This window comes from Vannielia sp. SX4, assembly GCF_052828525.1.
This window is the reverse complement of the sequence record NZ_CM128247.1, coordinates 3,216,808-3,237,706: the sequence shown is the minus strand read 5'-3', so window position 1 is coordinate 3,237,706 and position 20,899 is coordinate 3,216,808. Positions and strand designations below refer to the sequence as shown.

The window sequence follows — 20,899 nt, the reverse complement described above, 5'->3', positions numbered from 1 at the left end:
CCCGCGCTCTGCCCGACACTGGCCACGTTCAAACCCGCCCCATTGCCCAGCTTCCATTTCGAGAGCCTGCCATGCCCCGCCTTTCTGCCGTTCTGCCCGCCCTTTTTCTTGCCGCCAGCCCCGCCGTGGCCGACTGCATCACCGCCGCCGAGAGCTTTCTGATGTGCAAGACCGGAGGCGGCACCAAGGAGCTGCGCGCCTGCTGGGGGCCGGGCGACGCGGGCTACCAATACGGGCCGGAGGGCGGCACCCCCGAACTGGTTCTTTCGGTCCCGCTCGCGGAGCTGGATTTCATCCCATGGGCTGGCGTCAGCAATTCGATCTGGGAGGAGGCGAACTTTCTGAACGGCGATGTGCAATACTCCGTCTGGCACCGGATTGACCGCACCCCCGAGGGCGACCCACCCGCCGCCGGCGTCACCGTGACCCGGGGCGACGAAACCCTCGCCGATCTGGAGTGTGATCCGGGCACGATCCGCGCCAACTTCGAGGGGCTCTACGAGGCCAAATCCGCCATCGGCCAATGCTGGGAAGATTTCCGCTGGCAGGCCTGCGCCGCGCCCGTGGCCTCCGCCTGCCCGGTCGGGGCCACGCCCTTCCTCGCCTGCACCACGGGCGGCGGGGCGAGGGCGGTTTCCGGATGCGTCGGCCCCAACGGCGCGCATTACAGCTTCGGCCCCTCCGGCGCGGCCCCCGAACTTGCCCTCACCACGCCGCTCCAGATGCTCGAATATACCCCCGCCGCCGAGCACCCCGCAGGCCAGGCCACCGCCGTCTTCTGGAACGGCAAGACAGGCTATGCCCTCTGGTCCACCGCCAATGGCGCCGGGGTGGAGGTGGTGCAGGGCGACTCTGCCCTCGCCACGCTCGATTGCGATCCGAGCAGCGCGCAGGTGCGCTTTGACTCGCTCGATGCCGCGATGGCGGCGCAAAACCTCTGCTTCGGCGGGTTCCTGTGGTCACAATGCAACTGACCCCGGGCCACTGACGCGATTGTGCCCTGTGCGCCGCCGCCCCTCTGGGGTATTCTTGGCGCAACCGTTGAAAGGACAGCCCATGCGCCGCGCCGCCCAGATCACCGCTCTCGTCGCCACCCTCCTCGCCACGCCCGCGCTCGCCGCAAGCTGGCTGGCCCCCAATGGCCACACCGTTGATGGCGGGCCGCAAAACTTCGTGGTTCAGCCCATCGCCGGGGCGGGCAGCGCGGGCATCTTCTGCGCCGCGGCCAGCTACGCCGTCGAGCGGCTCGGGGCAGATCCCTCCGATGCCGTGGTGGTCAGCACCCCGCGCTCTGGCCGGATCGCCGGGCAGGGCGGCGAGACCGTCGGCTTCCGCCTCGATCCGGGCGCGGCACCCGACCACGGGCTGATCCTCAAGACCTCGCGCCAAGGCGAATCCGTGAGCGTCGCCCACGCCCGCGCCCTCTGCCGCGAGCACACTGGCCACTGAGCTGCGGCCACTGACTTCGGGCTGCTTACAGGGCATCCGCTGACGCCCTCGTGACGCCGCGTGACGAACGAAGCCCATCCATCGCAGGGAACCCGCCGCGCCCAAGCGGCGTTTCTCCTGCGACATGAAACAGATAGCTCCCCTCCTGCTCGCAAGCTCCCTGGCCAGCCCCCTGGCCGCGAGCCCCTTCATCGATTATCCGGACGACCCCGGCATGCCGACCGACGAAGTGGTCGAAATCGTCGTGGCGCCCGAGGATCTGGCCCGCTGCCAAGCCACGCTGGCGATGGTCACCGGCGCGCCCGTGCTGGCACCCGAAACCGAAACGCTCCAGACCGTGGCCCATGACGCCATCGAGGAGCCGCAACTCCCCGTTGCCACCTGTGTGACCGAGCCGCGCCCGCGCCCCAACTCCTGACCGCACCCGCGCCCTGTAGGCTTCAGGCGGCAACCCCCGCCACAAGGCTGGCCTGAAGCCCACGGTCCGCATTCTTCACCGCCGCAACGGCCCCGTCCCCCGCGCCCTGCGCGATCCGGTCGGTCTCGTTGCGGCGATCTCGCGTGCCGCGCCCGCCATAGGCCGCGACCTTCTCATAAACCTGATCCGTGACCGCCTCGGGGAAGAAAAGCTGCGAGGTCAGCACCTCGCGGCTGTTGAGCCACACCTTGTAATGCACATGCACCGCACGGCCCCGATACCAGCCCGGGTAGATCGTCTTGAACCGCGCCACTCCGCCCGCGCGGGTCACCTGCGTGCCGCGCATGAAGGTCTCGCCCGCCGTGTTCTCCCGCGCATACCCCGAGTAACGCCCGGTGGCATCGCAATGCCAAATGTCCACCCGCGCGCCCTCCATCGGGCGGCAGTCGGCATCCACCACCTGCAAGGCGAGCGCCAGCGGCAGGCCGGGCAGCCCCTCGGTCACATCGGCGCGGATCAATCCGGGGTCGATATAATACGGCCCCTCGGTCGTCGCCCGCTGGATCAGGCATACATTGCCGGTGATCAGCCCGGCCTCCTGCGCCAGCGCGGCGCGGGTGGCGAGCGCCGAAAGCGGCAGGGCGGCGAGGGTGGTGAGCATCTGGCGGCGGCTGAGGGCGGGCATGGCTGTCTCCTTGCTGGCAGGTATCACTATCTAACGCGCCGCGCCGCGATTTCCGCCGCTGCTTGCCATGCGCTTGCCGCCCGCGCATCCTTCCGCCCATGCAGACCACCTTCACCATAGGCACCCGCGGCCCCGGCCTCACGATGTTCACCGGCGAGGTCGCCCGCTGGCTCGAGGGCGCTGGCAACGGGCTGCTGACCCTGCTCGTCCGCCATACCTCCTGCTCGCTCCTGATCCAGGAAAATGCCGATCCCGATGTGCGGGTGGATCTGACCGAGTTCTTCCACCGTCTCGTGCCGCCCGCCGACGACTATTCGATGAGCTACCTCACCCACGTGCTCGAAGGCCCGGATGACATGCCCGCTCACCTCAAGGCCGCACTGCTGCCGGTCTCACTCCAGATCCCGGTGCAGGGCGGCCGGATGCGGCTGGGCACTTGGCAGGGCATCTACTTGTTCGAACATCGCACGGCACCGCACCGCCGCGAGGTCGCGGCCCATTTCGCGCCCGATTGAGTGGCCGTTTTAACCCCGTATTAATGGTTAATCTGCGGGTCATGCTGCACTGCGGTATGCATGGAATGTGCATCGGATGTGCATCAGTTGTGACTCGGTTAACACGCCCCGATGCTGCGTGCGCTCGGCAGCATATGGGGGTGGCAGGTTTAGGCTACCCAAACCCTAGGGGCTGCCCTATAGTGCCTGTGGATAAATGGGGAGCATAACCCCACAGAGGCAGAGAAGAAGGGGACAGGAATGCGCTGCCCGTTTTGCGGAAATGTCGATACACAGGTGAAAGACAGCAGGCCCGCGGAAGACCATGTCGCCATCCGGCGGCGTCGGTTCTGCCCTGCCTGCGGTGGCCGTTTCACCACCTACGAACGCGTCCAACTGCGTGATCTCGTTGTCATAAAATCCTCCGGCCGCCGTGAGGACTTCGACCGCGACAAGCTCGAACGCTCAATCCGGATCGCTTTGCAAAAACGCCCGATCGACCCGGAGCGGATCGACCAGATGATCTCCGGTATCGTCCGGCGGCTCGAGAGCATGGGCGAGACCGATATCGACAGCAAGGTGATCGGCGAGATCGTCATGGAGAGCCTCGCCCGGATCGACACCGTGGCCTACGTGCGTTTTGCAAGCGTTTACAAGAACTTCCAGGCCGCGGATGATTTCGACCGCTTCGTCTCGGAGCTGCGCCCGCCGGTCATGCCGGGTGACCCGGAGGAGTGAGCCACGCGGATGATGCCGGGTGGATGGCGCGTGCCCTGAGCCTTGGGGCACGCGGCCTTGGGCAGGTCTGGCCCAATCCGGCGGTCGGCTGCATTCTTGTGAGAGATCAACGCGTTGTCGGGCGAGGTTGGACCCAGCCCGGCGGCCGCCCCCATGCCGAAGTGCGCGCGCTTACCCAGGCCGGTGAGGCCGCTCGCGGCGCCACCGCCTACGTCACCCTCGAGCCCTGCGCCCACCACGGGCAAACCCCGCCCTGCGCTGATGCCTTAGTAAAGGCCGGCGTGGCCCGTGTTGTCACCGCGCTCGAAGATCCCGATCCCCGCACCGCAGGCCAAGGCCACGCGCGGCTGCGGGAGGCCGGAATATCCTGTGCTACCAATGTACTGGCCGAGGCTGCGGAGAAGGCCCACGCGGGCTTCTTGATGCGCATCCGCGAGGGCCGCCCGCAGCTGACCCTCAAGCTCGCCAGCTCCTTCGATGGCCGCATCGCGACTGCCTCGGGCGAAAGCAAGTGGATCACCGGCCCCGCGGCCCGCCATGCGGTGCAGGGCCTGCGCGCCAGCCACGATGCGGTGCTCGTCGGCGCAGGCACCGCCCGTTCCGACGATCCGGCGTTAACTCTTCGCGGCTATGGTCAGCGGCGTCCGCCCGTGCGGGTCGTCGTCTCGCGCCGCTTGGAGCTGCCCACCGAGGGCCAGCTTGCCCGTACCGCCCGCGAGGTTCCGCTCTGGCTCTGCCACGGCCCCGATGCGCCCGAGCCGCGCAAAGCCGCATGGGCGGCGCTCGGCGCGGAACTGATCGAGGTGCCGCTCGGGCTGGATCGGCACCCCGAGCCCGCCGCAATGCTGCGGGCGCTCGGTGATCGTGGGCTGACGCGGGTTCTTTGCGAGGGCGGCGGCATGCTGGCGGCCTCGCTGATCTCGGCCGGCCTCGCAGACCGGCTTGCCGGCTTCACCGCCGGGCTTGCGCTTGGGGCCGAGGGGCAGCCTTCCGTCGGGCCGCTGGGCCTTGCCGCTCTGAGTGAAGCGCGGCGTTATGTGCTTGAAGAGGCGCGCAAAATCGGCCCGGACCTGCTCGCGATCTGGGCTCGGCAACACTAGGTCAGCGCCACAGGTGCGCGTAACCCGCGAGCCATCCCTGCAGTTTCGAGAGTAACCTGTTGCCAAAACCGGGGCCGGGGAGATTGCCGCTTTCGAGCCGATCCAGCACCACCTCCACCGGGCAGGCCGTGCCGGTTTGCGGGTCAAAATACCGTGGATAATCAACAAGAACAGCCTGAACGAGCGCCTCCAGCGAGGGCCGCGCTTCGCGCCGCTCGGGCGGGCTGCCCCTGTCGTCGGTGAGGCCCCATCCGGCATAGAACGGCGCGCCAAGCGTGGTGACCGGCACACCCCTGATCAGCGCCTCGAAACCGAGGCCCGAGGTCATCGTCCAGACAGCGTTAACCCGCTCGATCAGCGCCGCAGGGTCTGTGCCGGGCAGCACCATGTCGGCAATCTCCAGCGGGTTTTCCACCCGCCCCGCACGCAGCCCGGCCTCCACGTCCGGATGCGGCTTGTAGAGGATCACCGCCTCGGGATTTGCCTCACGTGTGGCCTGCAAGAGTTTAAAGTTGGTATTGATTTCCCCAGTGCCGAAACGGATCGAGGCATCATCTTCCACCTGTCCCGGCACAAGGATGCGATGGCCCGTGGTCAACTCGGGCACCTCCGCAGAGCCAAGGTTGTACTTGCTCACGCCCTTCGCCTTCAGCCGCGCGATGAGCGCCGCCGCGCGGGGGTGCGCTTCCTGCCGCGCCGCGCGGGCAATGAGATGCTCCAGCCGCGAGGGTGTGCGGGGATCGTAGTAGATGCCCAGATCATCGTTCACGAGGCTGAGCGGAGGCACCAGCTCGGCCCCCAACCCGCGCGAGCGCAGAAACCCGTCTTCGACCCGGATCAGCGGCACATGCGCCCGCGCCGTCGCGGCCTCCAGCGCCTCGTCCACCCGCCCGGCCCATGCCAACACCGGGGCGCCGAGCGTCTTGGCGCGGGCGGCGGCCTCCTCGGGTTTGTCATTGAAGATCAGGGGCTTCTCCGCGCCGAAGAAGTGCTGGAGCGGCTTGCGCTTCCACAGCCGCATCCCATAGGCCACGCCGCCCTGCCGGTCTTCCCGCCACGCGCGGGTGCGCGCGCCAAGCCCGTCCATCACCTCCTCCAGCGTGGCCAGACGGTCGCGCCACGGGTCGTACCACGTGGGGTAAAGGATCATCGCCGCGGCAAAAAGCTGGGCGCGGGTGAGCTTGCGTTCGCGGCGAGGGCAGGGGGCCTCATCAGCGGTCAGCCCCCATCCGCCATAGAAAGGCTGGCCGAACACGCGCGGCTTGTGCCCCGCGATGATCGCCTCGAACCCCATGCCGGAGGTCACGGTATAGACCGCAACCGCCCCCTCCAGCAGCGCCCAAGGCGAGACCGGATCGGAATAGAGCCTGGTGCGGTCATCCTCCTGCTCCGGCCCGAAATGCCCCTCGCGCGCCCCGGCAACCGTTTCGGGGTGGGTCTTGATCAGGATGCGGGCGCCCGGATGTTCGATTTGTGCAAAGGCGAGCATCTCGCGAAAGGTCGCCTCAGATGCGTTGCCATGCGCGATGGAGGCGTCTCCACGGGTCTGGTCGATGACCAGCACGTAACCCGGCGCGGGCACCTCCGCGTCGGGGTCGAAGGCGTTGTATTTGCTGAGGTGTTCCTGCTTCAACCTGTCCATCGCCAGCCGGGCTCGGGCCATCAGAGCCCCATCGTCGAGCGGGTGGTTGGCGAGGAGCCGTTCCAGCCCCGAGGGTGTGGCACTGTCGAAATGCACGCCATGCTCGTCAATCAAAAGTCCTACGGGCGGCTCACCATCCGCGCGTCCGGGATGGATCGACCGCAAAAGCGCATCCTCGATCCGTACCAGCGCGGCACCGGTCTTCTCCGCCATCGCCTCACCGCGAGCGGCATAGGGCGAGCGGCCCCACACGCCGATCCTGTCATCCGCGCCGGGCAGGCCGAGCTTCACCTCCCAGCCGGCCAACTCCAGAATGCGCCTCACGCGGCGCTGAAAGACGAACCCGCCCGAGTAAACGAAAAGCCGCCGGGGCGCAGAGGCTCCGGCGGCTTGGGTTTCGTCTGGCGCGGGGGCCATGCCGACCCCGTCAGTTGCCAGCGGCGGTGTTGAGCTGGTTGGCGGTGCCCACGGCCCCGGTCAGTGCCGAAAGGGTCTTTTGCCATTGCACGTAGGGCGCCTCGGTGACGTAGACGGTATCGTCATCGCGGATCACAAAGTCCCGCGCCTCGAACATGCCGTTCGGCTCGGTCAGATCGAGCACGTAGACCATGCGCTGGGTGCCGGTGATATCGGTGCGGCCAAGCACCTGCCGGGCAATTTCCTCGGGCTCGTTGCGGAACACGAACACGCCGGTCGGGTCTGCAAGGTTGCTGCTGAGGCCGCCCACCTGGGCAATCGCTTCAATGGCCGAAAGAGTCTGCGTGGTGAAGGGGATACGGTTCTGCGTGCCGGTTGCGCCGAGGGCGGTGAAGGCCCGAGTATCTTCTTCCACGAGGATGCGGTCGCCGTCGCGCAGGGCGATGTCGAACTTGGGGTTCTCGAACAGATCCGCCCACCAGATGGTGCATTTGTGCTTGCCGCGGATCACGGTGATCTGGGCCACGTCCTGCTCGATGGCAATGCCACCCGCCGCGGCCAGCATGGCCGAAAGGGTGCGGGTGGGCCGCTCGATGGGGTAGACGCCCTGAGCGCTGACGCCGCCCACGACCGACACGGCAGCCCCGTCACCGGCGAGACGGCGGACGATAACTTGCGGATCGGGCGTTTGGGTGTCGAGCTTTTCGGTGATGAGCTGGCGGATGCGCTCCGGGGTGTTGCCGGAGGCCTTGATCCGGCCCGCGTAGGGCACAAAGATGAAACCTGCACTGTCGACCTGAACTTCCTCGAGCACGGTCGCAGACTGGCCCTCGTTGGCCAGCAGCCCGTCATCGACGTTTTCCCAGATCGTGAGGCCGAGCACATCGCCGGGGCGGATGGTGTCGGAGCCGATGCGACCGGCGTTGAGGAAGGCCTTGGAGAAGCCCAGCACCGGGGTCACGGAGGTCGCGGCGGTGACGCGGCTGTTCACCGCGACCACGAACGCATCGCCCTCATTCAGCACGGAGCCTGCGAAGATTTCGCGCTTGTTCGGGCCGCTGCGGGGGAGGCCGCAGGACGCGACAAGGGCAACCATGGCCAAAGCGGCCGCGGCGCGGGCCAGCGGGGAGGTCTTGAGTATCACTGCTCGGGCTCCTTTACGGATTTCTGCCTCAAGTTTTGCGCCGAGCCTACTGACGGGGCGGGTCAAAAGGAAGGACGGTGGCGGCGGGGCTGTGCCGAAGGGCAAGGGTGTGTTGCCGATGTGTCGCGATTTTGGCGATAAGTCCTGAACCGGATTCTCCAAGGAATCCCGGCTATTTGGCAGATGTAGTGGAAGTAGGCGGAGCGACCCCCAAGGGCTGCGTCAGGTCACGAGCCGGAGCTGAAGGCGCGGTCCGGCTTTGCCTTGTGCGAGCGCGTCATAAGGGTCTTCCGGGGCCAGCATCATATCCACTACCTGCCGCAAGAGTTGCCTGCGCCCTCGCGATGAATAGAAGCCCCCGGCGATCTGCGAGGTCTCCAGCAAAAAGCTGCGATAGTCGCGATAGGCCTTGCTGTCGGGCCGTGTCGGTGCCGAGAAGAACTCGGGCAGAGGCTGGACCGAGACGAAGTCGGGCTTGGCGTAGACTGCATCGCCGAAGACCTTCAGCGGCAGCCCGCGCCAGAGCACCTGCTGCGCGGCGGTGGAGTTGACGGTCACCGCAGAGCGGGCGTGGTTGAGCAATTGCGCCAGCTTGCCGCCACGCACGTAATGCACCCTGCCAGCCACCCCATGCGCCTTTGCCAGCCTGCGGATCTCTCGCCGGATCGGGACGCGCCCATCCTCCAGCGGATGGGCCTTGAACACGAGGTGATGGTGGCGCGGTGCCCCGGCGGCAAAGCCTTCGATCGTGACCGCGAGAAACTCGGTCATCGTCTTGAATGGCGAGTGCTTTTGAAAGCTGGCGTCATGCTCCAGTTGCAGGATCGCGAGGTGATAGGGGAAGCCGCCGTGCTTGATCCGGAAGGTAGCCTGCACCCGGTCGGCCCAGAACACCGGCATAAGCAGCAAGCGCTTGAGATAGAGGGCGAATTCCTGCGCCACGGTCAGCGAGCGGTGGGGGCGGAAGTTGCGGTAGGGCCGGTTCCAGAGCAGCACGAAGTAGTGGTAGAGGAAGCCGTAGAAGATGTGGTGGCGCATGTCGCCCCATTTGGCGGGCGCATCGGGCAGGTCGATATCCGACATCGCCAGCGCGGCGCGCATATCCTCGATCGAGAAGTCCATCAGCCGCGAGTGGCCGTTGGAGCCGCCGCGCTCGTAGCTCACCCAGTAGGGCCGCAGGTAGCCCTCCTCGAAGACATGCACGGTGATCGCCCGTTCTTTGGCGATGCGCACCGCCTCGGCGTGGATGCCGCGGGTGTCGCCGTAGAGCGCGATATCGGTGATGCCCTTCTCGCCGCAAAGCTCTGCGAAGCGGTCAGGCCAATCTTCGGGGGTGCCGCGATAGGGGATGAAACTGCGGGAATGAAACCAGAAGGCCTCATCCCCCTTGTTGAAGCCCACGCGCCAGACCTCGCAGCCCGCCGCGCGCAGCATCTTGCCGAGCCGATGGAAGAACGGCCCGTGCGGCCCCTGCAGGAACAGGAAGCGGCGGTCTTCTGCGGCAAGGGCGCTCATCGGCGGCGCGATCTCCTCAGGTCTTGCTTGTGGCCTAACCCATTCCTGCGGCAGAATTAAGACCGGAATGTCCGGGCGCAGGCGCACTCGGGTCAAAAGAAGAAGGATTGAGGCATGTTTACCGGCATCGTCACCGACATCGGGCGGGTGGAAAAAGTGGAGATGCGCGGCGACATGCGGGCGCGCATCGGCACCAGCTACGACACCGGCGGTATCGACATTGGTGCCAGCATTGCCTGCGATGGCGTGTGCCTGACGGTCGTAGCGCTCGGGCCGGATTGGTTCGAGGTGGATGTCTCGGCGGAGACTGTCTCAAAAACTTCGATCCCGGCCAATGGCTGGCCGGTGGGAAAGCGGCTCAATCTGGAGCGGGCGCTGAAGGTGGGTGATGAGCTGGGCGGGCATATCGTTTCGGGCCATGTGGACGGCGTGGCCGAAGTGGTGGGCATGGCCGATGAGGGCGACAGCCTGCGCCTGACTTTCCGCGCGCCCCAGGCGCTGGCGAAGTTTATCGCACCCAAGGGCTCGGTCGCGCTCAACGGCACCTCTCTAACGGTGAACGAAGTGGAGGGCGCGGAGTTCGGCATCAATCTCATCCCGCACACGCGGGAAGTGACCACATGGGGCGATGTGGCCAAGGGCGACGAGGTGAACCTCGAGGTCGATACGATGGCGCGATACGTGGCCCGGCTGCAGGAGGCTGGTTGATGGCGGAGCGCCCGATTTACGGCCCCGGCCACAATGGCGGCCCCACGATGGAGCCGGGCGCGGGCTGGCGCGGCTATGCCTGGAAGCGGGCGCGGGCGGAACTGCTGCCCTCCCTGCCGCTCCCGGTGATCCAGCGCAGGCTGAAGCGAGCGGGCGAGCTTGGGCTGGATTTCAAGACCTACGCCCGCGTTCACCACTCGGCGGGCCGCGATATCGTGGCGATCCTGTTCTCCAACAACGCGCTCAGGATGATCCGCGAGGGCCAGCAGATGCCCGAAGCGCGTGCGGCCAAGCTGCGGGACCTGGCGCGCTGTGGCAGGGTGCTGCTGGCTCACGCGCCGCAAGACCCGGCGGCGCTCGCTCGGCGCATCGAGGCGGAGCACGCCATTCGGTTCGATCCGGCGGCCATCGCGCCCGATCTGCGGGAGACTTGGGGCCAGACCCGCTCCCGCATCCGCGACATGCTGAACGGCGCGGGCCTGCTGCCCGGTGCTGTGGTTCTGGTCGGCGACACCCCGCTGGAGGCCGATTGGGCCCCCACCGCCAACCTCGCAGGCCATGTCTCTGCCGAGCAATACTTCGGCCCCTGACCCCCCGCGACCTCGCGTCTCGCCCCGGCCTTCCACCCTTTCCAACCCGGCTCAACCGGGCTAGATGGAGCCGCAAACCAGACGGGCGGCCCGATGAACGACCTTTCGACCAACTATACAGACGCGATCTCCTCGGTTGAGGAGATCATAGAGGATGCCCGCAACGGGCGGATGTTCATCCTCGTGGATCATGAAGACCGTGAGAACGAGGGCGATCTTGTGATCCCCGCGCAGATGGCCACGCCCGATGCGATCAACTTCATGGCGACCCACGGACGCGGGTTGATCTGCCTTGCGCTACCCGGCCCCCGGATTGATGCGCTCGGCCTGCCGCTGATGGCCTCGCAGAACTCCTCGCGGCACGAGACCGCCTTCACCGTCAGCATTGAGGCCCGAGAAGGCGTGACGACCGGCATCAGCGCCGGCGATCGCGCCCGCACCGTGGCCGTGGCCATCGACAGCGCCAAAAGCGCGCAGGATATCGCCACGCCGGGCCACGTCTTTCCGCTTCGCGCCCGCGAGGGCGGGGTGCTTGTGCGGGCCGGTCATACCGAGGCGGCGGTGGATGTGAGCCGCCTTGCGGGGCTCAACCCCTCGGGCGTGATCTGCGAGATCATGAACGAAGATGGCACCATGTCGCGCCTGCCGGATCTGGTCAGCTTTGCCCAGCGGCACGGGCTGAAGATCGGCACCATCTCGGACCTCATCGCCTACCGTCGCCGCCACGACAACCTCGTTGCCGTGAAGAAGGAGGAGACCATCACCTCCGCCTTCGGCGGCGAGTGGCAGATGAAGATCTACACCGATCAGGTGCAGGGCGCCGAGCATATCGTGCTGGTGAAGGGCGATATCTCCGGCGATGCACCGGTGCTCACCCGGATGCACGCGCTCGACCCGATGCTCGATGTGGTCGGCACCGCCGGTGCAGGCCGGGCGCATGAGTTTGGCGCAGCAATGGAGGCCGTGGCCGACGAAGGCCGGGGCGTTGTGGTGCTGCTGCGCGACCTGACCATGAAGATCGCCGCCGCCGAGGAGGCCTCGCCCCAGACGCTGCGGCAATACGGCCTCGGTGCGCAGATCCTCTCGTCGCTCGGCATCCACAAGCTGGAGCTGCTCACCAACTCCCCCACGCCCAAGATCGTTGGGCTCGATGCCTACGGGCTGGAGATCGTCGGCACCCGCCGGATCGAGGAGGCAGGCTGATGGCCGGGAGCGAGAGCCATTACGTTTTGCCCCGACCGGAGTTTGACGTCGCGCCCAAGATACTGATCGTCGTCGCGCCCTACTACAAGGACATCGCCGACAACCTCGTTGCCGGCGCCGTGGCCGAACTGGAGGCCTGCGGGGCGTTCCACGAGATCGCCGAAGTGCCTGGCGCGCTGGAAGTGCCCACCGCCATTCGCATCGCCCACCGGCAGAGCAACTTCGATGGCTTCGTGGCGCTCGGCTGCGTGATCCGAGGCGAGACGACCCATTACGAGACCGTCTGCAACGACAGCTCCCGCGCCGTCACCCTGCTGGGGCTGGAAGGGGCCTGCATCGGCAATGGCATCCTGACGGTCGAAAACCGCAAACAAGCCGAAGTGCGGGCCGAGGTCGAGGGGCAGAACAAGGGCGGCGGCGCTGCTGCTGCCGCGCTGCACCTGATCGCGCTGACCCGCCGCTTTGGCAAGCCGGAGCGGGGCGTGGGCTTCCGCTCGCCGCTTGAAAACGAAATCCTGCTGGCCGGTGACGGCGAAGGACCCAAGACCGCATGAGCGACAAACGCACGAAAAAATCCGCCGCACGCCTCTACGCCGTGCAGGCGCTCTTTCAGATGGAAGCCTCCGGCCAGACCGCCGAGGCGGTGGAGACCGAGTTCGAGGATCACCGCTTCGGCACCGAGTATTTCGAGGGCGAGGAGATGGTGGAGGGCGACCCGTCGCTGTTTCGCAAGCTCGTCGGCGATGCGGTGAACCATCAGGCCAAGATCGACCAGATGACCGACCGGGCGCTGGTGGCCAAATGGCCGATCAACCGGATCGACCCGACCCTGCGCGCGCTGTTCCGCGCCGCCGGGGCCGAGTTGGTGGAGAGTGACACGCCGCCCAAGGTGGTGATCGTGGAGTTCGTGGATATCGCCAAGGCCTTCTTCCCCGAAGGACGTGAGCCGAAGTTCGTGAACGCGGTGCTCGACCACATGGCCCGCGAGGCAAAGCCCGAGGCGTTCTGACGCGGAAGGGCGGATTCTGGCCGGGGCCGGGTGGAATTAACTGGCTGTTAGGCACAGTTGCGTTATCTTGAATGTGACGCGCGTCGCCTCGGAGGCCCTGCCAATGCCCAAGCTCGTATCGCTTTACATCCGCCATGTCCTGATCGGCTTTGCCCTCGCTGCGCTCTTCGTGGCCGGGCTGCTCTGGCTGAACGTGGGCAACCTCTGGCACCTCGTCACCCACACCTCCGCGGGGCCTTTGGCGGTGTTTCTGCTGTTCATGTTCAATGGCATCGTCTTTTCGGGCGTGCAGTTCGGCATCGCCATCGTGCGGATGGCGGAGCCGGAAGATCGGGGCAGGGGCGGCGGCAAGCGAATGGCCGTGCAACTGCAAACCGTGGCGGTGCAGGTGCCCCCCGAGCCGCGCGACGCCCCGCGTCAGCGCGGGTTTGACGACTTCAGCTAGGCGCTAGCCTTCGGTGATCTCGGTCGCGATCGAGAACTCTTCCAACTCCTCCGGCAGCAGGATGTAAATTTCATCCGGTGGGGTGGAGAGCGCGTGTTCCATCACCCCCAGCCCGATGCCCATCTCCCCCAGGTAGCGGATCACCTCGGCCTGGCTGTGCTGGATGTCTTCCACCGCGAGGAAGGCGGGCAGCACGGTGCTTTGGCCGTAATAGCTTTGGTGCACGCCCACTTTGGCCTCGGCGTGCACCCGGCGCTCGGAGCCGGCCATCAGCATGTAGGGGCAGGCGGAGAGACAGAAGGCGCCTGCGTCCATCGCGGTGTTGATGCCCTTCTCCCGGATCAACCGCCCGATCTGCAGCGCATCGCCCACCGAGCCGCCGGGGGAGTGGAGCCACAGCGTTTCGGGCACGTCCGGTTGGCGCTCCAGCCATTCGGCAAAGCGCGGCCCGTCGCCCTCCTTGATCGCGCCGACAATCCGCGTGCCGCCCTCGGGCCGGTCCTCGAAGAACAGCCGCTTGGGCATGTTAGCGGCGCCTTCCATCGGGATGCCGGGCATTGTTGGGCGGCGCACCTCATCGGGGTCGAACCGCCGGGTCTGGTCGCCGGGCGCCACGGGGTCGGAGACGGCAGGGGCGGAGGTGGGCCATCGGATCTGCGGCGCAACGAGCGAAAAGTCCTGCCCGAGCAGCACGACCGCGATGCCGATCTGCAGCCCGAAAATCGCCTTGAGGCCGGTTTTTGCCGTGAAAGCCATCGCCAAGCCCTCAGACAGACCGCGGGCCGGAGCCCTTGGCCGGTTTTTCCAGCGGCTCGACGTTTTCGGGGCGCGGCTCTTCCTCTTCTTCGTCCTCCGCCTCTGGCTCCTCGTCCCGTTCATCCATAGCGTTCTCAACGTCCCGCGCGGCAACGAGGGCGGCGCGCAGCTCTGCCATCGTGAGTCGGTCGCCAAGGTCCACCGGGTCGCGGCCCGCGCGGATGGCGGCCTGCACCACCATGAGGATCAGCACCAGCACCGCAGGCAGCAGGTCGATGGCGATGGCCCCGGCCCAGCTGGGCACAAAGTTTTCGGCGTAGAGGATCACCGCATCGGCGGCGGAGACGGGGGTATAGGCAACTTCGGCGGGCGGGGTCATGCCCATGACGCCCTCGGCTGCCAAACGCAGGGTTTCTGCGCGCTGGCCGAGCACGCCCAGCACAGATTCCAGCGTCGAGGCCTGGCCGATGCGGTCTTCCTCCGTGCGCCCGTCGAGTTGGGGCAGCACCACGGATTGCGAAAGGTCCTGCGCCGCGCGCTGCACCAGTGGCGCGACGGAAAGCTGGCGCAACTCGGTGATGATCCCGGCCAGCCGCACGGCCTCTTCGGAAAATTCGACCGAGCGCGCCTCGACCGGCCCGGTCTCTACTGTCAGTGCCCGCATCCGGCTGAGGATTACGTTGCCCTGCGCAAAGCGCTCTTCCACCAGCGGGGTCTGGCTGGCGATCTGAGCCTCCAACCCGCTCAACTCATCGGCCTTCTGGTTCAGCACCCGAAACACCGCACCGCGCCCGGCGAGGCCCGAAAGGTTGCCGGTGGCCTCCTGTTCAGACAGGTCGGTGAAGCTCTGGCGCACGCGGGCGACATCGCGCTCCAGCCCCTGGCCTGCGGTGGCGATCTGATAGCTGCGCTCCAGCGAGCCCTGATAGTCCTGCACCGTCTTGGCGAGGTGCTGCTCCACCGCCGCCGCGCCTGCAAGCGCCGCGGCATTGAGCCAGGACGACATGGCCACGATCGCCAGAGAGCCGAGGCCCATCGAGAGCAGCAGCCCGATCCGCGCCGAGGCGGTGCGCACCGCCGGGAGCAGGCGCATGAGGAAGGACCAGAACACGAAAATGCCGACCGAGACGGCGATGGAATAGGCAACGGCTGCGAAGAAGGTCATCGCTCCGTTGTTATCCAGCAGCGAAGAGACGCCGAGGTAGGTGTAGATGCCCGAGGCGGTGGCCAGCACGCCGAGCGCGGTCGGCGTGAAGCTGTCGAGCGCGCCGAGGTGGCCCTCAAGTTCTTTGGAATAGGCAAGGCCGCGAGCCTCGCTCCTGCTCATCTTCCGGCTCATCGCACCCTCCACCGTGACCCGGGGAGTATAGGCACGCCGCGCCCGGGGGGAAGCGCGGGGCGCTTCACTTGGCCGTTATGAGAAGAAAGGGTGGCGGGGACCGCAGCGACCGGCAAGGCGTTCGAATTCCCGGGGACCTGTAAATACAGGTGGGCGTCGGGTAACCGGACCAGGGCCCGGACAGAGCCAACTCCCATGGAATTGCTTAAGGCCACTGGAATTGGGCCTCGACACGAGAAGAGCAGATCCGCCACGAGCGGAGATAGGCCCGGGGCAGGGTGCTGGCAAGGGGGTGCGGTGAATTCGATGCGCATGGCCCTCAGCGGAAGGCGCGGCGCACCTTGCTCTTGACCGATGAGCGCTTGATCCCGCGCGAGAGCGAGGGGCGCCCTTGGCGGATGATCGCGCCGTTGGGCGTGGTGGTGCCAATCGAGAGACCACGCGAGGGGCCGCCGCCATAGACAACGTAGTCACGCTGGAACGGGAAGTAGCGATGCCCCTTCCACTTGGAGCCGCGAAAGCTCTCTTCGGGGTGCCGCGTGCGGTCGGAGGGGTGCAATGTCCATACCTTCGGGCGGCCCGATGCAGTGGCCTCAACTTCCGCCGGGGCCTCCTCGGCAAAGAGCCAGCTCCAGAACTTGTCGGCCAGACCGTCGTTGGCCGCATGCGCCGGAATGGCGATTGCGGCAGCGAGTGCGATGAACATGGTTATGATAGAAATGCGCCCCATGTGTCGAAACTAGGGCAGCGGTGGCGGTCTGTCATCCCGATCACCGGGCGACTGTTCGCGGTGCGTCAACAATGCTGGCCTTCGGCAGCGATCGGCGCCCGGTTGCCGGGGTTTTGAGGCAAGATCGTGGCAAATTTTTGTTTTAAATTCTGAAGCTCGGCCGGGGGCTTGAAGGATGTTTCTGGTTTGTTCATGTTTGCGACATGGAACTCTCACCAGAATCGCCCACGCCCGAGTTGCAGCCCGGCCAGCTGCTCGCCCGAGGGGTGTGCCGCCACATGCTCAGCCACGGATTCGTGACGGTCGAAGAACTGGTGCCCACGGGCGGGTTGCGGGTGGACGTAATGGCGCTCGGGCCGAAGGGAGAGGTCTGGGTGATCGAGTGCAAGTCGAGCCGGGCCGACTACATGGCCGATCACAAGTGGCAGGGCTATCTGGAGTGGTGTGACCGCTTCTTCTGGGCGGTGGATCAGGACTTTCCGACAGAGCTGCTGCCTGCGGAGACGGGCTTGATCATCGCGGACCCTTACGATGCAGAGATCATCCGCATGGGGCCAGAGACCAAGCTGGCCGCCGCACGGCGTAAGGTGATGCTGCAAAAGTTCGCCCGCCACGCCGCGCTGCGGCTTCAGGCCCTGCGCGACCCACGTCCCTCGGGGCTGCTCTAGCGCTTCTTCTTGCCGCCCGCGACCATGGCCGCCGCGCGCTGGGCCGCGCTCTTCAGCTCTTCGGCGATCTCGAGTGCCTCTTCGGGGTCGAAGTCCATCGGAATATCCACGCCGTCGCCCTGAATGTAGATCCGCACCATGCCCTGATCGGTCGGCCCGATCTGAAGGTTGGCGGCGAAGTCGCTCTCGCTATTGATGCCCATGGGTGTTTCTCCGGCTGCGGTGGTCCGTCAGCTAGCCTGCACCTCGGGGTGAGGCAAGGGGGGATAATGCTTGACCCACGCAAGCAACTGCCGGAAATTCTGTGGCGGAGGGTCGGATATGGACGACATCGAACAGCTGCGCGGCTTCTCGCGGTTCTACACCCAGCGCCTCGGCCTGCTGGGGCAGAGCTACCTCGGCTCCGGGCTCGGGGTCACGGAAGTGAGGGTGCTCTGGGAGCTGGCCAATGGCGAGTTGTCGACCGCCCGCGAAATCGCGGAACTGCTAGGGCTGGACGAGGGCTACCTCTCGCGCCTGCTCGCAGGCTTCGAGAAGAAGGGCTGGATTGCCCGCAAGCCCGACCCGCAGGATGCACGGCGCCGCACACTTGAACTAACCGCCGAAGGGCAAGCGCTGGCCGCGAGCCATGACAAGGCCTCCCGCGCCGCTGTTGGCGCCTTTCTGGGCCGAATGGAGCCTGATGCCCGCGCCTTGCTGGGCGAGGGGTTGGCCCGTGTGCGGCAGGCCTTTCAACCGCCGGAACATGTTGAATTGAAAGACCTTGCTCCGGGAGATGCAGGCTGGATCGTGGAGCGCCACGGGGCGCTCTATGCCCGGGACGAGGGCTATGATGCGACATTCGAGGCGCTGGTGGCGGAGGTCATGGCCGAGTTCATTCGCACCAACAATCCGGCCCGTGAGCGCGGCTGGATCGCTTGGGGCGATGGGCGCAGGCTCGGCTCGGTGTTTTGCGTCTCGCGCGGAGCGGAGACTGCACAGTTGCGGCTATTCTTTCTGGAGCCGGAGGCGCGCGGGTTGGGGCTGGGGCGCAAGCTGCTGGAGGCCTGCCTGAACTTCGCCCGCGACAAGGGCTACCGCGAACTGGTGCTCTGGACCCACGAATCCCACGCGGCGGCCTGCCGGCTTTATGAACGCGCGGGCTTTGAAAAGCTGGGCAGCCGGCCGGAGCACGAATTCGGGCAGGATACCGTGGTTGTTGACTACAGGATTGACCTCTGAGGCTCTTGCAATCGTGCGGGACGGGCGCTAAACGACCCCCGAGTGCCGCCTTAGCTCAGTTGGTTAGAGCGCCTGATTGTGGATCAGGAGGTCCCCCGTTCGAGCCGGGGAGGTGGTACCACTCCCCCAGACCCGTTGAAAATGCCCGCCGATCCGGCGTTCCGCGCCTGCGGAAACTGGCGCTTTTGCCGCCCGCCGCCTAAGCTGGGCGCCGAGGCAGAAGCAGGAGAAAAACATGCTGAGAATCATGGTCTGCACCCTTGTGGTAGGCACGCTTGCGGCGTGCGAAAGCGCGGGGCCAATCGCAGTTGGGCAAGCGCGTTACGAGGTATCGGGCGTGGAAGAGGGCGATATGCTGAAGCTCCGCGCGGGGCCGGGCACCGGCTACACGATCCAGGCGGGGCTGCCCAATGGCACGGTTGTGCGGGTGAAGGAGTGTTCGCGCATTGGCGGCACCCGCTGGTGCGAGGTTGCGCTGGACCGGACGCCGACGATGACGGGCTATGTCTCGCAGACTTATCTTACGCGCCTCTAGTGCGGCACCGCCTCAGGGCGTGACCTCGATCTCCTGCCGCAGCGTGCCGTCTGCGGCGTAGATCAGGATCCGCCCGTCGGTGGTGACCACGGCGTGCCAGCCCGGCCCTGCGGTGTAGGCCTGCACTTCGGCCCCGGCAGGCAAGGCGATTTCCTCAGGAAAAGAGGGGCTTTGCGGGCCGGAGAGGCGGATGATAAGCAGGGCGGCGATTACGGCGATCCCTGCGATCATCGTAAGCGTCAGCCCTGTCACCAGCCGCTTGAGCCACTTCAGGTCCACCGGCAGTTCATTTTCATCCGGAGCCGCCATGGCCGCCTCTCTCGTGACATTCACCCTCGGCCCGACGCCGCCGCCGCGCCTTGATAAGGCGCTTTCACGCGATGTGCCAGACGAGGCGAGCCTGAGCCGGTCGCGGCTGGTGCGGCTGCTGGCCGAGGGCGCAGTGCGGGTGAACGGCGCGGTGGTGACAGATGCGAAGGCCAAGGTGGCGGAGGGCGACGAGGTGGAAATCGCTGTGCCCGAGGCCGCCGAGGTGGAGATGGTGGCCGAGGATATTCCGCTGGAAATCGCCTTCGAAGATGAACACCTCGTGGTGGTCAACAAGCCTGCGGGCATGGTGGTGCACCCGGCGCCGGGCAGCCCGCGTGGCACGCTGGTGAATGCGCTGCTGCATCATTTTGGCGGCGAGCTGTCGGGCGTGGGTGGCGAGAAGCGGCCGGGCATCGTGCACCGGATCGACAAGGATACCAGTGGGTTGCTGGTGGTCGCCAAGTCCGACGCCGCCCACCACGGGCTGGCCGAACAGTTCGAGGCGCATACTGCGCGGCGGCATTATCTCGCGCTCTGCTATGGCATCCCCGATGGCTCGGAGCCACGGCTGCGGGGGATCAAGGGCACCCATTTCGAGCCGGACGGCACGCTGCGGATCACCACCCAGCTGGCCCGCCACAAGACCGACCGGCAGCGCCAGGCGGTGTGCTTCACAGGCGGACGCCACGCGGTGACGCGGGTGCAGGTTGTGGAGCGTTTGCAGGAGGTTGCGGCGCTGGTGCAATGCCGGCTGGAGACCGGGCGCACGCATCAGATCCGGGCGCATATGTCTCACATCGGGCATGGGTTGATCGGTGATCCGGTTTACGGCGGGCGGCGCAAGCTCTCGGAGCGGGCGGTAGGGGCCGAGGCGGCGGAGGCGGTGCGGGCGTTTTCACGGCAGGCGCTGCATGCGGCTTCGCTGGGTTTTGCCCATCCGGTGGAAGGCACCGAGATGGACTTTGCCGCCCCCATGCCGGATGACATGGGAGCGCTTCTTGCGGTGCTCGGTGGCAGCTATTCGGCCTGACATCAGGCGGTTGCCGCGCTCCGCTGCGGGCGGAGCAGGAACACCAGCGCAAGGCTCAACTCGGCGAGGATCGTGACCCCGTATGCCGGTTGCATCAGCGCGTTGAATTCCGGTGCGCCGAGGCGGGTGAGCGAGCCTGCGAGGTAGGTGAGGCCCGCCAGACCCAGCAGGGGGGGCAGCCAGCGGGGCACGAGCGCGGCGCGGGCGAGGAGCCATGCGGTGATCAGCGTGTTCGCGCCAAAGAAGATGAGCCCGACGTCGTAGCCAATGGAATGGGTAGTCAGCAGGACCATCAGCGCCTCGGGGGCCTCGGGCCCGGTGCTGACCAGCGAGAGCGCCGCGACACTGGCGAGCAGGCTGGCGCCGATCACGGCGGCCTGCATCAGGCGCAGAACCATCGCGGTGAGGGCCAGCTCGGGCTGGACCCGGCGGAGGAGGCTGAAGAACAGCACGGCGAGGGCGATGTCGAGCGCGATCATTGCACTGTCGGCCAGCAGCCCGGCGCGAAAGAGGCCGGTGTTGGCGGCGATGGCTGCCCATGTCTCGGCGGGATCACCCCATGTTATCAAGGGCATGCGGATGGCGAACTCGGAGGTGAGGCCAAGGGCGATGACGCCAAGGTAGAGGGCGCCTGTGGTGCGTTGGATCGAGGCTTGCATGGGGCGGCTCCGGGGGCTGAAGTTGCGTTGTCCCCGAGATAGGCCATGCGGAGACCGCATAGAATTCCCCGTTTTCGTTCACCATTCATGCAAAT

General features: G+C 66.6%; 26 protein-coding genes and 1 tRNA gene. 17 read left to right on the top strand and 10 right to left on the bottom strand.

Features of this window, described 5'->3' with window-relative positions:
* The first annotated feature begins 71 nt into the window (after positions 1-71).
* From ACUXVX_RS15970 to ACUXVX_RS15960, 3 genes are all read left to right on the top strand, one after another.
* Entirely contained in the window at positions 72-974 is a 903-nt protein-coding gene (locus ACUXVX_RS15970; RefSeq protein WP_446309068.1) for a hypothetical protein, read from the top strand.
* An 82-nt stretch (positions 975-1,056) separates the two neighbouring features.
* On the top strand, positions 1,057-1,449 hold the full coding sequence (locus ACUXVX_RS15965) for a hypothetical protein (protein WP_446309067.1): 393 nt from the start codon (positions 1,057-1,059) through the stop codon (positions 1,447-1,449).
* 124 nt (positions 1,450-1,573) lie between these two features.
* The gene (locus tag ACUXVX_RS15960) at positions 1,574-1,867 is read left to right on the top strand and encodes a hypothetical protein (RefSeq protein WP_446309066.1); all 294 of its coding nucleotides are present in this window, start codon (positions 1,574-1,576) and stop codon (positions 1,865-1,867) included.
* A gap of 22 nt (positions 1,868-1,889) precedes the next feature.
* On the opposite strand, the gene ACUXVX_RS15955 is transcribed toward ACUXVX_RS15960, so the two are convergent.
* Positions 1,890-2,552 (bottom strand): dioxygenase family protein, encoded by a 663-nt coding sequence (locus ACUXVX_RS15955; protein WP_446309065.1) that lies wholly within the window; start codon positions 2,550-2,552, stop codon positions 1,890-1,892.
* Positions 2,553-2,650: 98 nt separating this feature from the next.
* Between ACUXVX_RS15955 and ACUXVX_RS15950 the strand changes: the two genes are divergently transcribed.
* From ACUXVX_RS15950 to ribD, 3 genes are all read left to right on the top strand, one after another.
* Positions 2,651-3,067 carry a secondary thiamine-phosphate synthase enzyme YjbQ gene (locus tag ACUXVX_RS15950; protein ID WP_446309064.1) on the top strand — a complete coding sequence of 139 codons (417 nt, stop codon included), beginning with the start codon at positions 2,651-2,653 and terminating at the stop codon, positions 3,065-3,067.
* Positions 3,068-3,307: 240 nt separating this feature from the next.
* The gene (gene nrdR / locus ACUXVX_RS15945) at positions 3,308-3,784 is read left to right on the top strand and encodes a transcriptional regulator NrdR (protein WP_222468622.1); all 477 of its coding nucleotides are present in this window, start codon (positions 3,308-3,310) and stop codon (positions 3,782-3,784) included.
* A 23-nt stretch (positions 3,785-3,807) separates the two neighbouring features.
* A complete protein-coding gene (ribD, locus tag ACUXVX_RS15940; RefSeq protein WP_446311552.1) occupies positions 3,808-4,884 on the top strand; it encodes a bifunctional diaminohydroxyphosphoribosylaminopyrimidine deaminase/5-amino-6-(5-phosphoribosylamino)uracil reductase RibD in 1,077 nt (358 codons plus the stop codon).
* 1 nt (position 4,885) lies between these two features.
* Here ribD and ACUXVX_RS15935 read toward each other — a convergent pair whose 3' ends face one another.
* The 3 genes from ACUXVX_RS15935 to ACUXVX_RS15925 all read right to left on the bottom strand — a co-directional run bounded on the left by ACUXVX_RS15935 (position 4,886) and on the right by ACUXVX_RS15925 (position 9,602).
* Positions 4,886-6,943, bottom strand: a complete 2,058-nt coding sequence (locus ACUXVX_RS15935) for a capsular polysaccharide biosynthesis protein (RefSeq protein ID WP_446309063.1) — start codon at positions 6,941-6,943, stop codon at positions 4,886-4,888.
* 10 nt (positions 6,944-6,953) lie between these two features.
* Positions 6,954-8,087, bottom strand: coding sequence for a polysaccharide biosynthesis/export family protein (locus ACUXVX_RS15930; RefSeq protein ID WP_446309062.1), 1,134 nt, complete (start codon positions 8,085-8,087; stop codon positions 6,954-6,956).
* Positions 8,088-8,309: 222 nt separating this feature from the next.
* The gene (locus ACUXVX_RS15925; protein ID WP_446309061.1) at positions 8,310-9,602 is read right to left on the bottom strand and encodes a capsule biosynthesis protein; all 1,293 of its coding nucleotides are present in this window, start codon (positions 9,600-9,602) and stop codon (positions 8,310-8,312) included.
* Positions 9,603-9,716: 114 nt separating this feature from the next.
* On the opposite strand from ACUXVX_RS15925, the gene ACUXVX_RS15920 reads away from it, so the two are divergent.
* The 6 genes from ACUXVX_RS15920 (at position 9,717) to ACUXVX_RS15895 (ending at position 13,557) form a co-directional block, all read left to right on the top strand.
* Positions 9,717-10,310 carry a riboflavin synthase gene (locus ACUXVX_RS15920; RefSeq protein WP_446309060.1) on the top strand — a complete coding sequence of 198 codons (594 nt, stop codon included), beginning with the start codon at positions 9,717-9,719 and terminating at the stop codon, positions 10,308-10,310.
* Positions 10,310-10,900 (top strand): hypothetical protein, encoded by a 591-nt coding sequence (locus ACUXVX_RS15915; protein ID WP_446309059.1) that lies wholly within the window; start codon positions 10,310-10,312, stop codon positions 10,898-10,900. The genes ACUXVX_RS15920 and ACUXVX_RS15915 overlap by 1 nt, the downstream gene beginning before the upstream one ends.
* A gap of 93 nt (positions 10,901-10,993) precedes the next feature.
* A complete protein-coding gene (gene ribB / locus ACUXVX_RS15910; protein ID WP_446309058.1) occupies positions 10,994-12,103 on the top strand; it encodes a 3,4-dihydroxy-2-butanone-4-phosphate synthase in 1,110 nt (369 codons plus the stop codon).
* Positions 12,103-12,657, top strand: a complete 555-nt coding sequence (locus ACUXVX_RS15905; protein ID WP_446309057.1) for a 6,7-dimethyl-8-ribityllumazine synthase — start codon at positions 12,103-12,105, stop codon at positions 12,655-12,657. Before ribB ends, ACUXVX_RS15905 begins: the two co-directional genes overlap by 1 nt.
* Positions 12,654-13,112 (top strand): transcription antitermination factor NusB, encoded by a 459-nt coding sequence (gene nusB / locus ACUXVX_RS15900; protein ID WP_222494184.1) that lies wholly within the window; start codon positions 12,654-12,656, stop codon positions 13,110-13,112. Before ACUXVX_RS15905 ends, nusB begins: the two co-directional genes overlap by 4 nt.
* Positions 13,113-13,215: 103 nt before the next feature.
* Positions 13,216-13,557 carry a hypothetical protein gene (locus tag ACUXVX_RS15895; protein WP_446309056.1) on the top strand — a complete coding sequence of 114 codons (342 nt, stop codon included), beginning with the start codon at positions 13,216-13,218 and terminating at the stop codon, positions 13,555-13,557.
* A gap of 3 nt (positions 13,558-13,560) precedes the next feature.
* On the opposite strand, the gene ACUXVX_RS15890 is transcribed toward ACUXVX_RS15895, so the two are convergent.
* The 3 genes from ACUXVX_RS15890 to ACUXVX_RS15880 form a co-directional block, all read right to left on the bottom strand.
* A complete protein-coding gene (locus tag ACUXVX_RS15890; protein ID WP_446309055.1) occupies positions 13,561-14,313 on the bottom strand; it encodes a hypothetical protein in 753 nt (250 codons plus the stop codon).
* 10 nt (positions 14,314-14,323) lie between these two features.
* Entirely contained in the window at positions 14,324-15,652 is a 1,329-nt protein-coding gene (locus ACUXVX_RS15885; RefSeq protein WP_446309054.1) for a hypothetical protein, read from the bottom strand.
* Between the two features lie 319 nt (positions 15,653-15,971).
* Positions 15,972-16,382, bottom strand: coding sequence for a hypothetical protein (locus ACUXVX_RS15880; RefSeq protein ID WP_222494179.1), 411 nt, complete (start codon positions 16,380-16,382; stop codon positions 15,972-15,974).
* 203 nt (positions 16,383-16,585) lie between these two features.
* Between ACUXVX_RS15880 and ACUXVX_RS15875 the strand changes: the two genes are divergently transcribed.
* On the top strand, positions 16,586-17,050 hold the full coding sequence (locus ACUXVX_RS15875) for an MmcB family DNA repair protein (protein ID WP_446309053.1): 465 nt from the start codon (positions 16,586-16,588) through the stop codon (positions 17,048-17,050).
* Here ACUXVX_RS15875 and ACUXVX_RS15870 read toward each other — a convergent pair.
* On the bottom strand, positions 17,047-17,253 hold the full coding sequence (locus ACUXVX_RS15870; protein ID WP_222468635.1) for a DUF6324 family protein: 207 nt from the start codon (positions 17,251-17,253) through the stop codon (positions 17,047-17,049). The genes ACUXVX_RS15875 and ACUXVX_RS15870 overlap by 4 nt on opposite strands.
* A gap of 118 nt (positions 17,254-17,371) precedes the next feature.
* Here ACUXVX_RS15870 and ACUXVX_RS15865 point away from each other — a divergent pair, with 118 nt between their 5' ends.
* The 3 genes from ACUXVX_RS15865 to ACUXVX_RS15855 all read left to right on the top strand — a co-directional run bounded on the left by ACUXVX_RS15865 (position 17,372) and on the right by ACUXVX_RS15855 (position 18,806).
* Positions 17,372-18,271 (top strand): GNAT family N-acetyltransferase, encoded by a 900-nt coding sequence (locus tag ACUXVX_RS15865; protein WP_446309052.1) that lies wholly within the window; start codon positions 17,372-17,374, stop codon positions 18,269-18,271.
* 44 nt (positions 18,272-18,315) lie between these two features.
* Positions 18,316-18,392, top strand: a tRNA-His gene (locus tag ACUXVX_RS15860).
* A 114-nt stretch (positions 18,393-18,506) separates the two neighbouring features.
* Entirely contained in the window at positions 18,507-18,806 is a 300-nt protein-coding gene (locus ACUXVX_RS15855) for an SH3 domain-containing protein (protein ID WP_446309051.1), read from the top strand.
* A 12-nt stretch (positions 18,807-18,818) separates the two neighbouring features.
* On the opposite strand, the gene ACUXVX_RS15850 is transcribed toward ACUXVX_RS15855, so the two are convergent.
* On the bottom strand, positions 18,819-19,115 hold the full coding sequence (locus ACUXVX_RS15850) for a DUF6476 family protein (protein ID WP_446309050.1): 297 nt from the start codon (positions 19,113-19,115) through the stop codon (positions 18,819-18,821).
* Between ACUXVX_RS15850 and ACUXVX_RS15845 the strand changes: the two genes are divergently transcribed.
* Entirely contained in the window at positions 19,114-20,145 is a 1,032-nt protein-coding gene (locus ACUXVX_RS15845; RefSeq protein ID WP_446309049.1) for an RluA family pseudouridine synthase, read from the top strand. The two genes, ACUXVX_RS15850 and ACUXVX_RS15845, sit on opposite strands and share 2 nt — an antisense overlap.
* Positions 20,146-20,147: 2 nt before the next feature.
* On the opposite strand, the gene ACUXVX_RS15840 is transcribed toward ACUXVX_RS15845, so the two are convergent.
* Positions 20,148-20,804 carry a DUF4386 domain-containing protein gene (locus ACUXVX_RS15840; RefSeq protein WP_446309048.1) on the bottom strand — a complete coding sequence of 219 codons (657 nt, stop codon included), beginning with the start codon at positions 20,802-20,804 and terminating at the stop codon, positions 20,148-20,150.
* Positions 20,805-20,899 lie beyond the last annotated feature (95 nt).

Bases quoted from the DNA above. Each gene is read 5' to 3' on its own strand.
- ACUXVX_RS15935 (WP_446309063.1), bottom strand. From the start codon at position 6,943: ATGGCCCCCGCGCCAGACGAAACCCAAGCCGCCGGAGCCTCTGCGCCC.
- ACUXVX_RS15865 (WP_446309052.1), top strand. From the start codon at position 17,372: ATGGACGACATCGAACAGCTGCGCGGCTTCTCGCGGTTCTACACCCAG.
- ACUXVX_RS15915 (WP_446309059.1), top strand. From the start codon at position 10,310: ATGGCGGAGCGCCCGATTTACGGCCCCGGCCACAATGGCGGCCCCACG.
- ACUXVX_RS15875 (WP_446309053.1), top strand. From the start codon at position 16,586: ATGGAACTCTCACCAGAATCGCCCACGCCCGAGTTGCAGCCCGGCCAG.
- ACUXVX_RS15955 (WP_446309065.1), bottom strand. From the start codon at position 2,552: ATGCCCGCCCTCAGCCGCCGCCAGATGCTCACCACCCTCGCCGCCCTG.
- ribD (WP_446311552.1), top strand. From the start codon at position 3,808: ATGGCGCGTGCCCTGAGCCTTGGGGCACGCGGCCTTGGGCAGGTCTGG.
- ACUXVX_RS15895 (WP_446309056.1), top strand. From the start codon at position 13,216: ATGCCCAAGCTCGTATCGCTTTACATCCGCCATGTCCTGATCGGCTTT.
- ACUXVX_RS15840 (WP_446309048.1), bottom strand. From the start codon at position 20,804: ATGCAAGCCTCGATCCAACGCACCACAGGCGCCCTCTACCTTGGCGTC.
- ACUXVX_RS15905 (WP_446309057.1), top strand. From the start codon at position 12,103: ATGGCCGGGAGCGAGAGCCATTACGTTTTGCCCCGACCGGAGTTTGAC.
- ACUXVX_RS15850 (WP_446309050.1), bottom strand. From the start codon at position 19,115: ATGGCGGCTCCGGATGAAAATGAACTGCCGGTGGACCTGAAGTGGCTC.
- nusB (WP_222494184.1), top strand. From the start codon at position 12,654: ATGAGCGACAAACGCACGAAAAAATCCGCCGCACGCCTCTACGCCGTG.
- ACUXVX_RS15920 (WP_446309060.1), top strand. From the start codon at position 9,717: ATGTTTACCGGCATCGTCACCGACATCGGGCGGGTGGAAAAAGTGGAG.
- ACUXVX_RS15950 (WP_446309064.1), top strand. From the start codon at position 2,651: ATGCAGACCACCTTCACCATAGGCACCCGCGGCCCCGGCCTCACGATG.
- nrdR (WP_222468622.1), top strand. From the start codon at position 3,308: ATGCGCTGCCCGTTTTGCGGAAATGTCGATACACAGGTGAAAGACAGC.
- ACUXVX_RS15890 (WP_446309055.1), bottom strand. From the start codon at position 14,313: ATGGCTTTCACGGCAAAAACCGGCCTCAAGGCGATTTTCGGGCTGCAG.
- ACUXVX_RS15970 (WP_446309068.1), top strand. From the start codon at position 72: ATGCCCCGCCTTTCTGCCGTTCTGCCCGCCCTTTTTCTTGCCGCCAGC.
- ACUXVX_RS15870 (WP_222468635.1), bottom strand. From the start codon at position 17,253: ATGGGCATCAATAGCGAGAGCGACTTCGCCGCCAACCTTCAGATCGGG.
- ACUXVX_RS15965 (WP_446309067.1), top strand. From the start codon at position 1,057: ATGCGCCGCGCCGCCCAGATCACCGCTCTCGTCGCCACCCTCCTCGCC.
- ACUXVX_RS15855 (WP_446309051.1), top strand. From the start codon at position 18,507: ATGCTGAGAATCATGGTCTGCACCCTTGTGGTAGGCACGCTTGCGGCG.
- ACUXVX_RS15880 (WP_222494179.1), bottom strand. From the start codon at position 16,382: ATGGGGCGCATTTCTATCATAACCATGTTCATCGCACTCGCTGCCGCA.
- ACUXVX_RS15960 (WP_446309066.1), top strand. From the start codon at position 1,574: ATGAAACAGATAGCTCCCCTCCTGCTCGCAAGCTCCCTGGCCAGCCCC.
- ACUXVX_RS15885 (WP_446309054.1), bottom strand. From the start codon at position 15,652: ATGAGCCGGAAGATGAGCAGGAGCGAGGCTCGCGGCCTTGCCTATTCC.
- ACUXVX_RS15925 (WP_446309061.1), bottom strand. From the start codon at position 9,602: ATGAGCGCCCTTGCCGCAGAAGACCGCCGCTTCCTGTTCCTGCAGGGG.
- ribB (WP_446309058.1), top strand. From the start codon at position 10,994: ATGAACGACCTTTCGACCAACTATACAGACGCGATCTCCTCGGTTGAG.
- ACUXVX_RS15845 (WP_446309049.1), top strand. From the start codon at position 19,114: ATGGCCGCCTCTCTCGTGACATTCACCCTCGGCCCGACGCCGCCGCCG.